A 13,644-nucleotide genomic window follows, 5' to 3' on the forward strand; every position below is an offset into this window, starting at 1 on the left:
ATTTTACTTTCACAAAAGTAAGAATACAACTATATTTTCATTCTTGATTTTATTTTGATTGCCATAGTATCCCCTTCGCTCTTATAATAGAGAAGGATTAAAAAGACATTAGGAGTTGGACATGTTGAAAAAACGACAAGATTTACGAAATATAGCAATTATTGCCCACGTTGACCATGGTAAAACAACACTTGTTGACCAGTTATTACGTCAAGCGGGGACTTTCCGTGCAAACGAACACGTTGAAGAACGTGCAATGGATTCGAATGATCTAGAAAGAGAACGCGGTATTACAATTTTAGCAAAAAATACGGCGATTCACTATGAAGATAAACGAATTAACATTTTAGATACACCTGGTCACGCTGACTTCGGTGGAGAAGTAGAACGTATCATGAAAATGGTTGATGGTGTTCTACTTGTTGTTGATGCATATGAAGGTTGTATGCCACAAACACGATTTGTTTTAAAGAAAGCTCTTGAGCAAAACTTAACGCCAATCGTTGTTGTAAACAAAATTGACCGTGACTTCGCTCGCCCTGATGAAGTAGTTGATGAAGTAGTTGACTTATTCATCGAACTTGGTGCAAACGAAGATCAATTAGAGTTCCCAGTTGTATTTGCATCAGCAATGAACGGAACAGCAAGCTTAGATTCAAATCCAGCAAATCAAGAAGAGAATATGAAATCATTGTTTGACACAATCATTGAACATATTCCAGCACCAGTTGATAATAGCGAAGAGCCACTTCAATTCCAAGTAGCGCTTCTTGATTACAATGACTATGTTGGTCGTATCGGGGTTGGACGTATATTCCGTGGTACAATGAAAGTAGGACAACAAGTTGCATTAATGAAGGTTGACGGAAGTGTAAAACAATTCCGTGTAACTAAATTATTTGGTTATATTGGATTAAAGCGTCAAGAAATTGAAGAAGCAAAAGCTGGAGATTTAGTAGCTGTTTCAGGTATGGAAGACATTAACGTAGGTGAAACGGTATGTCCGGTTGAGCATGAAGAGGCTTTACCATTATTACGTATCGATGAGCCAACATTACAAATGACATTCCTTGTAAATAACAGCCCATTTGCAGGTCGTGAAGGTAAATTCATTACATCTCGTAAAATTGAAGAGCGTCTTCGTTCACAATTAGAAACAGATGTAAGTTTGCGTGTAGATAATACAGATTCTCCTGATGCATGGATCGTATCTGGACGCGGAGAATTACATTTATCTATCTTAATTGAAAACATGCGTCGTGAAGGTTATGAACTACAAGTATCTAAGCCTGAAGTAATTATTAAAGAAGTTGATGGCGTAAGATGTGAGCCTGTAGAGCGCGTACAAATCGATGTACCTGAAGAATACACAGGTTCTATTATGGAATCTATGGGTGCACGTAAAGGTGAAATGTTAGATATGGTGAATAACGGAAACGGTCAAGTTCGCCTTACTTTCATGGTTCCAGCACGTGGTTTAATTGGTTACACAACAGAATTCTTAACATTAACTCGTGGTTACGGTATTTTAAACCACACATTCGATTGCTACCAACCAGTACATGCTGGACAAGTTGGTGGACGTCGCCAAGGTGTTCTAGTTTCACTTGAAACAGGAAAAGCATCACAATACGGTATTATGCAAGTTGAAGATCGCGGTGTAATCTTCGTTGAACCAGGTACAGAAGTATATGCTGGTATGATTGTCGGAGAACATACACGTGAAAATGATTTAACAGTTAACGTTGTAAAAATGAAACAACAAACTAACATTCGTTCTGCGACGAAAGATCAAACTTCAACAATGAAAAAACCACGCTTAATGACTTTAGAAGAGTCATTAGAGTACTTAAACGAAGACGAGTACTGTGAAGTAACTCCGGAATCAATTCGTCTACGTAAAAAGATTCTTGATAAGAGCGAGCGCGAAAGAGCTGCTAAGAAAAAGAAATCTGTAGAAGCGTAAAATAATAAAACAGCTACCTTTGATAAAGGTAGCTGTTTTTTATTATGTATATTTTTTAGAATATTTACTCTTTTTTGTGGACAGTATTTTTTTCGCGGGTTACTCTTGTATTAAGTGCATAAAGAGTTTTTATTTTTTATGAGAAGGGGGATAAATAGTGTTAGAAAGAATGTCGTTTTTTGCGAAATTGTGTAAAGTTGACGAAAATCCAGAACTAGGGATGTGGTTACTGTATGGCATCATTATCATATTAAGTGCGCTTGTGTATAACTTGGGATTCGCAAGAAAACTGTCGATAATAAAAAATATAGTGATATACATATCATTAGCGATTGGATGTACGGTTTTAACGTTCTTTGCAGTTTTTTTACCTATGGGGGAGGGGCTTGTTGTAGCGGCAATTGTACTTGGAATTTATAGATTACGTTTACATCAAGCGAAACAACAAAAAGCAGGGTGAAAAGGGGGAGCTTCATGCGCTCGGTACAAGATGCACTATATAATTGGTTAACAATTAAAACTGTTGCGGAAGCGCGTCCAGATGATAGCGCTGCACAAGAAACATATGTATTATTTCGAGATATGATATATGAAGAGCATAAATTACGAAATGTAGAAGTGGAAAAGAACGAGGAAATGTATTTAATTACATATGAAATTGATGAGGAAATAAGGTGCGCAAGATTTCCAGTAGAAGCAATTGATTGTTTTTTAGATCAGATGAATCGTGAACCAGAAAAATACAAATAAGTCCTTATCTATATGATTAAGGACTTATTTACGGTTTACCAATCGTCTTCTACTTTTTTATCACGATATAATCGGAAATTACCACTTGCATGGCGTTCCATAGTACGCTCTGCAATGCGTTCCGTACATTCCATGCACATATATGTATGAATAGGGCGATTACGCAGTTTTTTTGCCATAGGATTTTCGTCATCTAACATATCTTTTTTATCACAAATCATACATCTGACTCTCATTTCGTCACCTCAATACGAATTCTATCAGTATAAGTATATCATGGAAGCATAATGTTTTTGAATAATAGCAGGAAAAAAAAATATTTTCGCAATTCGAAAAATAAGTTATGATAGGGATATAGAAAGATTATTTGGAGGTGGAGATATGGCGAATGTAGTAGAGCCTACATTGACAGATGATTTAGTACAATCGTTACGTAAAGAGTGTATCGTTATGGTAGCAACGACAGATTTCGAAAAACAAATTCCTAACGTAAGTGCTATTTCTTGGGTATATGCAGTGAGTGAAACTAGTATTCGATTTGCGGTAGATCAACGCTCACGTATTGTGGAAAATATACGGCATAGTGCAGGGGTAGTATTGACTATATTGGCGAATGAATCCGTATTTTCCATATGTGGTGAAGGCGAAATTTTAACAGATAGAATGGAAGGGATTCCTCTAAAATTAACTGTAATAGAAGTGAATGTGCAAGAAGTTCGTGATGTTATGTTTTATGGAGCCAAACTTACTACAGAACCAGTATATGAAAAAACATATGATCTTCGAGCTGCGAAAAAGCTGGATAATCAAGTGTTGGTAGGAATGAAAGAGTTATAAATGGGATGAATAGGAAAGTCGTTCATTAACTTTTGTAATCGAGTATTGTGATTTAATGTGAAAAATAATAATTAAAAGTAATATATTGAATAGAAATGAATAAAAAATAAAGAAAAGGTTTAATTTCTATGAATTTCGATTCTACCTCGTTTATACGTTACATATAATTATAACAATGGTTCGTCCATATTTTATGGATGAAACCCTTGTTCTACAAATTTAAAAGTGGAGTCAGGGGGTAACAGGTTGGATAAAATTTATGTGTTAGATACGAATGTACTTTTGCAGGATCCTTTATCTATTTTTTCATTTGAAACAAATGAAGTAGTGATTCCAGCAGTTGTATTAGAAGAGGTTGACTCGAAAAAACGTTATATGGATGAAGTAGGACGAAATGCTCGTTATGTGTCTAAGTTAATAGATAAATTTCGCGAAATAGGAAAGCTGCATGAAAGTATTCCGTTAGAAAACGGCGGTACATTTCGTATTGAATTAAATCATCGCTCATTTGTTCAACTACAAGATATTTTTGTAGAAAAAACAAATGATAATCGAATTTTAGCTGTAGCGAAAAACCTATCTTTAGAAGAACAAGAAAAAGAGGACGGGAAGTCTGTTATTTTAGTAAGTAAAGACGTGCTCGTAAGGGTAAAAGCTGATGCAATTGGTTTGAAGGCTGAAGATTATTTAAGTGATCGAGTAATTGAAGTGGAAAATATATATTCAGGGTTTTTTAGAAGGATATATATCAAAAGAACAGTTAGACTATTTTTATGAAAAAGGTGAACTACCTTTATCTGAAATCGCAAATCATCCTTTTTATCCAAATCAGTTTGTTGTAATGAAAGATGCGCTAGGGGGCTCTAGTTCTGCACTTGGGATTGTGGATCATTTAGGTAAGAAGGTAAAGAAACTTATTTTTCACAATGAGCAAGTGTGGGGGATACGCCCACGAAACGTGCAGCAAATTATGGGATTAGAATTGTTGCTTCGGGAAGATATCCCGCTCGTAACGTTAACAGGGAAAGCCGGTACAGGAAAAACGTTACTTGCATTAGCTTCGGGGCTCATGCAAACGGAAGATTTAGGGTTATATAAAAAGCTACTTGTTGCGAGACCAATCGTTCCAGTAGGAAAAGATATCGGTTATTTACCAGGAGAAAAAGAAGAAAAATTAAGACCGTGGATGCAGCCGATCTTTGATAATCTAGAGTACTTATTTAATACGAAAAAGCCTGGAGAGCTAGATGCTATTTTAGCTGGAATGGGTTCGATTGAAGTAGAGGCGCTTACCTATATACGTGGGAGAAGTATTCCAGACCAGTTCATTATAATTGATGAGGCACAAAATTTAACGAAGCATGAAGTAAAGACGATATTAACAAGAGTAGGCGAAAAAAGTAAGATTGTATTAATGGGAGATCCTCAGCAAATTGATCACCCGTATTTAGATGAATATAATAATGGCTTAACATATGTTGTAGAGAAGTTTAAAGAGCAACGTATTAGTGGTCATGTAAAGTTTGTTAAAGGAGAGCGTTCTAATTTAGCTCAACTAGCAGCGGATTTATTATAAAAAGGAGTGGGCCTCAGCTCACTCCTTTTTTGCCTTTTAATTATACAATTTAAATGATAGTAAATTTACGGATGTTACGAATCGGATTTTGTCTATTAGATCCATCATGGAAATATAGATGAACAGGCCCGTCTTCTCTTAATGGTTTACCTTCTTTTGAAAAACCGAGAATTGCTTGATTGGCTGTTTCTAACGGAAGTGTAATCAAATTGTCTGTAGTTTCAATTTCGACTTGAGTAGCACCTTCTAAAATTTCAGCATTTTTAAGAAATGGCTGAAGTGGTATGCCAAATGTTCCGTTAATAAGCTGTTCTTTTTTATATTTCTTTACGCTTTGTTGGATTGGTGGGAAGGCAGCGCCATCACGGATTTCGCGATCCCAATGCTCTGAAGTATGTTTTAAGTATGTTTCTAATTCGGATGATTCTTCTCTAGTTTCATCAAAGTAAGTTGTCAAATCTAATTTTCGATCATCAAAAATCCAAACAGTTGGATCGATAGTGATTGGAAAACGTACTTTTCCATTAATAAATAAAATTTCGCTCATTGTTGTTCCCCCATTTGTGTTATACTCCCACTTTTCAGTATAATAGTATTAGACACTGTTGTCACAAAAAATGTTTCTATTGCAATTTATTAAAACTATCGCTAATATTAATAGATATGAGAGAGTAGGACGGAAACGGAGGGAATCAATTTGGCGTCTGAGACAGTATCAAATCATCAGGAAAAGGCACTAGCCCTTCTACAAGCGGATGCAGAGAAGATTTTAAGACTTATTAAGGTACAAATGGACAATCTTACAATGCCGCAATGTCCATTATATGAAGAAGTTTTAGACACACAAATGTTTGGACTATCCCGCGAGGTCGATTTTGCGGTTCGCCTTGGTCTTATTGCAGAAGAACAAGGGAAAGCAATGTTAGGAGAGCTCGAACGTGAGTTGTCTGCACTTCATGAAGCATTTACAAACAAACAACAATAACGGGTTCAAATAAGGGGGCTCAAACTGAAATAGTTTGGGCTTTTTATTTGTATAATAAAGCAGGAAGAACCTATATACATATGGAATACAACAATAATTAAATTGAAACAGAAAGAGGAAATGAAATGAAAAAAGTATGGAAATCAATGGATTATTCATTATTACTTCCTCTTGTTATCTTATGTGTGTTGGGAGTTATAATGGTATATAGTTCTAGTTCCATTGTTGCGATTTCGAGGCATAACTGGCCAGCAAATTACTTTTTTAAAAAACAATTAATTGCTCTAGCTATTGGAACGATAATGTTAGCGATTATCGTTGCTATTCCTTATAAGTTGTGGAGAAAGCGAATAGCTTTGATTGCAATGGGAATAGGGAGTATTGGTCTATTATTAGCAGCCTTGATTTTCGGTAAGGACGTAAATGGTGCAAAAGGATGGATATTAGGTATACAACCAGCTGAGTTTGTGAAAATAACGGTTATTATTACGTTAGCAAACTTTTTTGCTAAGAAACAAGAAACGCAAACACCTTTTGTACAAGGGATAATTCCTCCTCTAGCTGTTGTCGGTGGAGCGATGGGATTAATTTTACTTCAAAATGACTTAGGGACCGATATACTAATAGGTGGAACTGTACTGATTATGTTCTTTTGTTCAGGAGTTAATGTTAATTTAAGTATAAAGCGATTCCTCTTAACGTCTATAATATGGATTCCAGCGCTATATTTTATTGGGAATTATAAGTTAAGTCCATACCAAAAAGCTCGCTTTTCAGTTTTTCTTGATCCATTTAACGATCCTCAGAATGATGGGTTCCAATTAATAAATTCTTTTATTGGAATTGCTTCAGGAGGGCTAAATGGTCGAGGATTAGGAAACAGTGTACAAAAATATGGATACTTACCAGAACCGCAAACAGATTTTATTATGGCAATTATATCTGAAGAGCTTGGTTTTATAGGCATAGCTGTCATTTTGATTTGTTTACTACTCATTATTATTCGTTCATTTAGAATTGCACAAAAGTGTAAAGATCCGTTTGGAAGTTTAATTGCAATTGGAATTGCAAGTTTGTTTGGAGTTCAAACTTTTATTAATGTCGGTGGTATGTCTGGGTTAATACCACTTACAGGGGTACCATTACCGTTTGTAAGTTATGGTGGTAGTTCTTTATTAGCTAATCTGCTTGCAATGGGTATACTGTTAAATATTGCTAGTCATGTAAAACGACAAGAGAAACTACAGAATGAAATGAATACAGAAATAGGGCAAGGTGGACCACGTCTTGTTGTTGTAAAATAAAAAGCACACTGGGATGAAGAACTCAGTGTGCTTTTTATTTCGTTCATTTTTAATGTGATATACTATTTCGTTATATAGATTAAAGGTATATCACATTAAAAATAATGTGATATACAATAAGGTTGTTAGAAAAGGAAGAGGTATGCTATACTATTTTTGTGATACAAATTGATCAGAAAACTTATCATTTGTTGAAAAATAAGGTATGATGGATAAAAATAAAGTGAAGCTTTCTAAGTATAATATAATGTAGAAAGTGAAGAACTTCACGCTCTTTAGAGTGTGTATGTATTTTATCTCTAGAGTGGTAGGAAAATAGAGGGGGAAAATCATGACAAAGCTGCAACGTATTCAAAAAGTATTGGTAGCTAACCGTGGAGAGATAGCAATTCGTGTGTTCCGAGCATGTTCAGAACTTGGATTAAACACAGTTGCAATTTATTCGAAAGAGGATAGCGGTTCTTATCATCGCTATAAAGCCGATGAGTCCTATTTAGTTGGGGAAGGGAAAAAACCAATTGATGCTTATCTAGATATTGAAGGCATTATTGAGATTGCGAAAAGTAATCATGTAGATGCAATCCACCCTGGATATGGTTTCTTGTCAGAAAATATTCAATTCGCAAAACGTTGTGAAGAAGAAGGAATTATCTTTATCGGTCCAAAAAGTAAGCACTTAGATATGTTTGGAGATAAAGTTAAAGCAAGAACACAAGCGCAGTTAGCACAAATTCCAGTTATTCCTGGTAGTGATGGTCCAGTAAATTCATTAGAAGAAGTCGCAGAATTTGCTGAAAAGTATGATTACCCGATTATTATTAAAGCATCGCTTGGTGGTGGTGGTCGCGGTATGCGTATAGTACGTGCTAGTGAAGAGTTAAGAGAATCGTATAATCGCGCGAAATCAGAAGCAAAAGCAGCCTTTGGTAATGATGAAGTATACGTTGAAAAATTCGTTGAAAAACCTAAACATATAGAAGTACAAATTTTAGCAGATGAAGAAGGTAATGTTGTTCATTTATTCGAGCGTGACTGTTCTGTGCAACGTCGCCATCAAAAAGTAGTTGAAATTGCACCAAGCGTGTCGCTTTCAGATGATTTGCGTCAACGTATTTGTGATGCTGCTGTTAAGTTAACGAAAAATGTAAACTATTTAAATGCAGGAACGGTAGAATTCCTTGTAAAAGGTGATGAGTTTTACTTCATTGAAGTAAACCCACGTGTTCAAGTTGAACATACGATTACAGAGATGATTACAGGAGTGGATATCGTTCAATCGCAAATTTTAATAGCTGATGGACATGCATTACATAGTAAAATGGTAGGTGTTCCTAAGCAAGAGGAAGTGGTTGTGCACGGATTTGCAATCCAATCTCGTGTAACGACTGAAGACCCACTAAATAATTTCATGCCGGATACAGGGAAAATTATGGCGTACCGATCAGGCGGTGGTTTTGGTGTTCGTCTTGATACAGGTAATAGTTTCCAAGGGGCAGTTATTACACCGTACTACGATTCTTTACTTGTAAAAGTTACTACTTGGGCACTTACTTTTGAACAAGCTGCTGCAAAAATGGAACGTAACTTAAAAGAATTCCGTATTCGTGGTATTAAAACAAATATTCCATTCCTAGAGAATGTAGTAAAACATAAAAACTTCTTATCAGGAGAATATGACACTTCATTTATTGACGCGTCACCTGAACTATTCTTGTTCCCGAAACGTAAAGACCGCGGAACAAAAATGTTAAATTATATTGGTACAGTAACAGTAAATGGCTTCCCAGGAGTAGGGAAAAAAGAGAAACCAATTTTCCCAGATGCTCGTATACCAAATGTGATACACTCAGAGCCAATCCAAAATGGAACGAAACAAATTTTGGATGAGCGCGGAGCGGATGGATTAGTAAAGTGGGTACAAGATCAAAAGCGTGTACTTTTAACTGATACAACATTCCGTGATGCACATCAGTCATTACTTGCAACTCGTGTTCGTACAAAAGATTTACATCACATTGCAGAGCCGACAGCGAGAATGTTACCAAACTTATTCTCAGCAGAAATGTGGGGCGGTGCAACGTTTGATGTTGCATATCGTTTCTTGAAAGAAGATCCATGGGAACGATTACTAGATCTTCGTGAAAAAATGCCAAACGTTTTATTCCAAATGTTACTTCGCTCTTCAAATGCAGTAGGTTACAAAAACTATCCAGATAATTTAATTCAAAAATTTGTGGAATGTTCTGCTCAAGCTGGAATTGATGTGTTCCGTATTTTTGATAGCTTAAACTGGGTAGAAGGTATGAGAGTTGCGATTGATGCTGTACGAGATACTGGTAAAATTGCAGAAGCAACAATGTGTTACACAGGAGATATTCATGACCCGCTACGTAGTAAATACGATTTAAATTATTATAAAAACTTAGCAAAAGAGTTGGAAGCATCAGGAGCTCACATTTTAGGAATTAAAGATATGGCGGGCTTACTAAAGCCAAACGCAGCATATGATTTAGTTTCAGCATTAAAAGAGACGGTGTCGATTCCAATTCATCTGCATACACACGATACGAGCGGAAATGGTATTTTAACGTATACAAAGGCGATTGAAGCAGGTGTTGATATTGTCGATGTAGCGGTGAGTTCAATGGCTGGTCAAACGTCACAACCAAGTGCGAATACACTATACTATGCGTTAGGTGGAAACGAAAGACAGCCAGATGTTAATATAGACTCATTAGAAAAACTATCTCATTATTGGGAAGATGTACGAAAATACTATGCTCCATTTGAAAGTGGTATGAATGCTCCTCACACAGAGGTATATATGCATGAAATGCCGGGCGGACAGTATAGTAATCTTCAACAACAAGCAAAAGCAGTTGGCTTAGGAGATCGCTTTGATGAAGTTAAAGTGATGTATCGCCGTGTTAATGATATGTTTGGCGATATTGTAAAAGTAACACCATCATCTAAAGTTGTCGGTGATATGGCATTATTTATGGTTCAAAATCACCTAACAGAACAAGATATTTTAGAGCGTGGACATTCTATGGACTTCCCAGGATCTGTTGTTGAAATGTTCTCGGGAGATTTAGGACAACCATATGGTGGTTTCCCGAAAAAATTACAAGAAATAATTTTAAAAGGGAAAGAGCCATTAACAGTAAGACCAGGTGAATTATTAGAGCCAGTAGATTTCGATGCTTTACAAGAAGAGTTATTCCATAAACTTGGACGCGAAGTGACGATTTTTGATGTAGTCGCATATGCGTTGTATCCAAAAGTATTTATGGACTACGAAAAAGTTGCTGAGCTTTATGGAAACGTATCTGTGCTTGATACACCGACATTCTTCTATGGAATGAGACTAGGTGAAGAAATCGATGTGGAAATCGAACAAGGTAAAACATTGATGGTTAAACTAGTATCAATTGGAGAGCCTCAGCCAGATGGAAATCGTGTGCTTTACTTGGAGTTTAACGGCCAACCACGTGAAATCGTAGTGAAAGATGAAAGTGTGAAATCGACAGTTGCACAACGTGTGAAAGGGAATCGTGAAAATCCAAACCACATTAGCGCAACGATGCCAGGAACAGTTATTAAGGTAGTTGTAAAAGAGGGCGATGAAGTGAAAAAAGGTGATTCCATGGCGATTACAGAAGCGATGAAAATGGAAACGACAGTTCAAGCGCCATTTAATGGTAAAGTGAAAAAAGTATATGTAAATGATGGAGATGCAATTCAAACGGGAGATTTACTTATTGAATTAGATCATTAAAATAAAGAAAAAGAGCTGTGTGAAAGCAGCTCTTTTTTTATTACAAATAATACCTTGCCAATTCGGCAAGGTATTAAAGTTTTACTTTGTTTTATTTTGCTTAGAAGTCAATTCAGCTTCTTTTGCATTGACTGTACTTCTTGTACCTAACATAACTAAATAGCATAGTACAGCAAACAAGCAAGAAATGAAGAGTGAATGTAATAATGCCATTGCTAAACTAGCATTTGTAAATACGACTAAAACTCCTACTACAGCTTGAAGTGTAACAAGGATAAATGAAATGATCCATCCCCAGTATACTACACGTTGCTGCTTGTAATGGCGAATAGCGATAATCATCGCATATAGTATCCAAGCGAAAATTAACATCGCTGCAACTCTATGTCCCATTTGAACCCACTCATGTAGTTGAGTTGGCATAGGTCTATTTTTGCTACACAAAGGGAAGTCTGGACAGGCTAAGCTAGCTCGTTCGTGACGTACTAGAGCTCCTGTGTAGACAACGATATAACTGTAAATTGTTACACCATAAATATGAAATTTCATTTTTTTGTCCATAATAAGAGAACGTGCATCGAATTTTTGATCAATTTCAAAAATAAGACACGTTAACAAGATAACAGAAGCAAATGAAATTAAGGAAATACCAAAGTGGATAGCTAATACAGCAGGCATTTGTCCCCATACAACTGCCGCCGCTCCCATTAATGCTTGGGCCACTAAAAATACGAAGGATAAAATTGCTAACGTCTTTGTTTCGCGCACATGTTTATAATATTTCCAGGACAAAATACAAAGAAGAGTAACAAGGATTCCTGCTGATCCTGATGTAAGGCGGTGACTTAGCTCAATAATAGTTTCCATTGATAAATTAGATGGAATCAATTCACCGTTACAAAGTGGCCATGATTTACCGCATCCTTGGCCTGACCCTGTTTTTGTAACTAAAGCGCCTCCTAGTAAAACTATTAGTAAATCGAGACTTGTAATGACTGCTAACCATTTAATAAAGCGTTGCAATCTCTTTCACCATCTTTCTGCTATGAAGTTATTGCGAAATATTTTCATTCCATTATGTATAGAATAAAACGTGCTACAGTCCTATGATATATAAAAAATAATAAAATAGCAAAGAAATGAAGGGTGTAGGCAATGTACGTATCGCGAAGAAAAAAATGGGGATTAACATACATATTTTAGGGGAAAATAAGGCGATTTTAAAAAGAAATAGGGAGAATACATGCTAAATATGACAAAATAGTTTATTATAGAAGATAACATCGTGTTATGATAAGGATAGAGTAGAATAAAGTTTTTTAACATTCGACACAAAAAGTTCATGTTTTCTTCACAAAATGTTCGGGAAATATGATTTAATATATTGGAGTATGGGCGTAGATTAGTAGTAGAATGGGTTAACAATATTTCTACTGTAATAATATTGCTATATAAAGCGAAATATTTCATATGAAATAAAAGCTAAGAAAGATGATAGGTTTAAGAGGGGGTTAAAGTGATGAGCCATGCAACAAGTGAGCTGCATGATGAGTCAGCTGTTTCAAGTGTACCGGAAACAACTCGGTTACAAGATTTATCAGCACTCGTTAAAATGGGGATTGTAAACTCAAATACACTTACTGTATTTACAGGATTTTGGCTGGCTTTACATTTTAATGGATTAAGTGTTATGGACCATCTAGATAAGCTATTTTTCACAATCGTTGGTTCTGCATTAATTATGGCAGGGGTATGTTGTTTAAATAACTACATTGACCGAGATATCGATCCATTAATGGAAAGAACAAAAAACCGTCCAACGGTAACAGGTAAATATAAACCTGGATTTGCACTGGCATTTGGACTTGTAATTTTACTACTTGGATTTGCATTTTTATTACTTACTACACCAATGGCAGTCTTCATCTCATTTATTGGTGCCTTCACATACGTTGTTTTATATACGTTATGGACGAAGAGAAAATATACATTAAATACTGTTGTAGGTAGTATATCAGGAGCAGTTCCACCTTTAATTGGATGGGCGGCAATTGATCCGTCTTTAAGTCATCCAATTGCTTGGATGTTATTTTTAATTATGTTTATTTGGCAAATCCCACATTTCCTCGCATTAGCGATGAAACGTGTTGATGAATATCGAAATGCAGGAATCCCAATGCTTCCTGTTGTACAGGGATTTGATATTACGAAACGTCAGATTATGATTTGGACAGTATGTTTATTACCACTACCATTTTATATGAGTGGGCTTGGAATAACATTCATGGTAATTGCAACATTGCTTAACATCGGATGGATCGTACTAGGGTTTTATGGCTTCCGTAAGCAAGATGACATCAAATGGTCCGTAAAAATGTTTGTTTATTCCCTGAATTACTTAACAATCTTATTTGTGTCAATGATTGTAGTTACATTCTTCTAAGACAA

11 protein-coding genes and 1 pseudogene are annotated in these 13,644 nt (G+C 35.9%); 9 read left to right on the forward strand and 3 right to left on the reverse strand.

Features of this window, described 5'->3' with window-relative positions; all coding sequences use genetic code 11:
- Nucleotides 1-121: 121 nt before the first annotated feature.
- The 3 genes from typA (at nucleotide 122) to CDB3_RS04440 (ending at nucleotide 2,716) form a co-directional block, all read left to right on the forward strand.
- Entirely contained in the window at nucleotides 122-1,966 is a 1,845-nt protein-coding gene (gene typA, locus CDB3_RS04430) for a translational GTPase TypA (RefSeq protein ID WP_071746870.1), read from the forward strand.
- A gap of 157 nt (nucleotides 1,967-2,123) precedes the next feature.
- Nucleotides 2,124-2,426, forward strand: a complete 303-nt coding sequence (locus tag CDB3_RS04435; RefSeq protein ID WP_128853590.1) for a YlaH-like family protein — start codon at nucleotides 2,124-2,126, stop codon at nucleotides 2,424-2,426.
- A 14-nt stretch (nucleotides 2,427-2,440) separates the two neighbouring features.
- The gene (locus CDB3_RS04440) at nucleotides 2,441-2,716 is read left to right on the forward strand and encodes a hypothetical protein (RefSeq protein ID WP_128853591.1); all 276 of its coding nucleotides are present in this window, start codon (nucleotides 2,441-2,443) and stop codon (nucleotides 2,714-2,716) included.
- A gap of 35 nt (nucleotides 2,717-2,751) precedes the next feature.
- Here the strand turns inward: CDB3_RS04440 and CDB3_RS04445 are convergent, their stop codons facing one another.
- The gene (locus CDB3_RS04445) at nucleotides 2,752-2,952 is read right to left on the reverse strand and encodes a YlaI family protein (protein WP_002094429.1); all 201 of its coding nucleotides are present in this window, start codon (nucleotides 2,950-2,952) and stop codon (nucleotides 2,752-2,754) included.
- Nucleotides 2,953-3,097: 145 nt separating this feature from the next.
- Here CDB3_RS04445 and CDB3_RS04450 point away from each other — a divergent pair, with 145 nt between their 5' ends.
- On the forward strand, nucleotides 3,098-3,553 hold the full coding sequence (locus CDB3_RS04450; RefSeq protein WP_128853592.1) for a PNPOx family protein: 456 nt from the start codon (nucleotides 3,098-3,100) through the stop codon (nucleotides 3,551-3,553).
- A 246-nt stretch (nucleotides 3,554-3,799) separates the two neighbouring features.
- Nucleotides 3,800-5,129: pseudogene (locus CDB3_RS04455) on the forward strand (PhoH family protein).
- Nucleotides 5,130-5,178: 49 nt separating this feature from the next.
- Here the strand turns inward: CDB3_RS04455 and CDB3_RS04460 are convergent.
- Complete coding sequence (locus CDB3_RS04460) at nucleotides 5,179-5,676, reverse strand: peptidyl-prolyl cis-trans isomerase (protein WP_128853593.1); 498 nt, start codon at nucleotides 5,674-5,676, stop codon at nucleotides 5,179-5,181.
- Nucleotides 5,677-5,826: 150 nt separating this feature from the next.
- Here CDB3_RS04460 and CDB3_RS04465 point away from each other — a divergent pair, with 150 nt between their 5' ends.
- The 3 genes from CDB3_RS04465 (at nucleotide 5,827) to pyc (ending at nucleotide 11,196) form a co-directional block, all read left to right on the forward strand.
- Nucleotides 5,827-6,114: an Fpa/YlaN family protein gene (locus CDB3_RS04465; RefSeq protein ID WP_000135698.1), complete on the forward strand. Its 288-nt coding sequence runs from the start codon at nucleotides 5,827-5,829 to the stop codon at nucleotides 6,112-6,114.
- A gap of 125 nt (nucleotides 6,115-6,239) precedes the next feature.
- Nucleotides 6,240-7,418, forward strand: a complete 1,179-nt coding sequence (gene ftsW / locus CDB3_RS04470) for a putative lipid II flippase FtsW (protein WP_128853594.1) — start codon at nucleotides 6,240-6,242, stop codon at nucleotides 7,416-7,418.
- A 331-nt stretch (nucleotides 7,419-7,749) separates the two neighbouring features.
- Complete coding sequence (pyc, locus tag CDB3_RS04480; protein WP_128853595.1) at nucleotides 7,750-11,196, forward strand: pyruvate carboxylase; 3,447 nt, start codon at nucleotides 7,750-7,752, stop codon at nucleotides 11,194-11,196.
- Between the two features lie 81 nt (nucleotides 11,197-11,277).
- On the opposite strand, the gene ctaA is transcribed toward pyc, so the two are convergent.
- Nucleotides 11,278-12,219 (reverse strand): heme A synthase, encoded by a 942-nt coding sequence (gene ctaA, locus CDB3_RS04485; RefSeq protein ID WP_097830887.1) that lies wholly within the window; start codon nucleotides 12,217-12,219, stop codon nucleotides 11,278-11,280.
- A 496-nt stretch (nucleotides 12,220-12,715) separates the two neighbouring features.
- On the opposite strand from ctaA, the gene cyoE reads away from it, so the two are divergent.
- Nucleotides 12,716-13,639 carry a heme o synthase gene (gene cyoE, locus CDB3_RS04490; protein ID WP_128853596.1) on the forward strand — a complete coding sequence of 308 codons (924 nt, stop codon included), beginning with the start codon at nucleotides 12,716-12,718 and terminating at the stop codon, nucleotides 13,637-13,639.
- Nucleotides 13,640-13,644: the final 5 nt, after the last annotated feature.

Origin of the sequence: Bacillus sp. CDB3 (genome assembly GCF_002081505.1) — a bacterium.
Classification (GTDB): domain Bacteria; phylum Bacillota; class Bacilli; order Bacillales; family Bacillaceae_G; genus Bacillus_A; species Bacillus_A cereus_AT.

What these genes read in the sequence shown, in the direction of transcription:
- CDB3_RS04440 (WP_128853591.1), top strand. Translation starts at nt 2,441, where the DNA reads ATGCGCTCGGTACAAGATGCACTATATAATTGGTTAACAATTAAAACT.
- ftsW (WP_128853594.1), top strand. Translation starts at nt 6,240, where the DNA reads ATGAAAAAAGTATGGAAATCAATGGATTATTCATTATTACTTCCTCTT.
- CDB3_RS04450 (WP_128853592.1), top strand. Translation starts at nt 3,098, where the DNA reads ATGGCGAATGTAGTAGAGCCTACATTGACAGATGATTTAGTACAATCG.
- cyoE (WP_128853596.1), top strand. Translation starts at nt 12,716, where the DNA reads ATGAGCCATGCAACAAGTGAGCTGCATGATGAGTCAGCTGTTTCAAGT.
- pyc (WP_128853595.1), top strand. Translation starts at nt 7,750, where the DNA reads ATGACAAAGCTGCAACGTATTCAAAAAGTATTGGTAGCTAACCGTGGA.
- CDB3_RS04445 (WP_002094429.1), bottom strand. Translation starts at nt 2,952, where the DNA reads ATGAGAGTCAGATGTATGATTTGTGATAAAAAAGATATGTTAGATGAC.
- CDB3_RS04460 (WP_128853593.1), bottom strand. Translation starts at nt 5,676, where the DNA reads ATGAGCGAAATTTTATTTATTAATGGAAAAGTACGTTTTCCAATCACT.
- typA (WP_071746870.1), top strand. Translation starts at nt 122, where the DNA reads ATGTTGAAAAAACGACAAGATTTACGAAATATAGCAATTATTGCCCAC.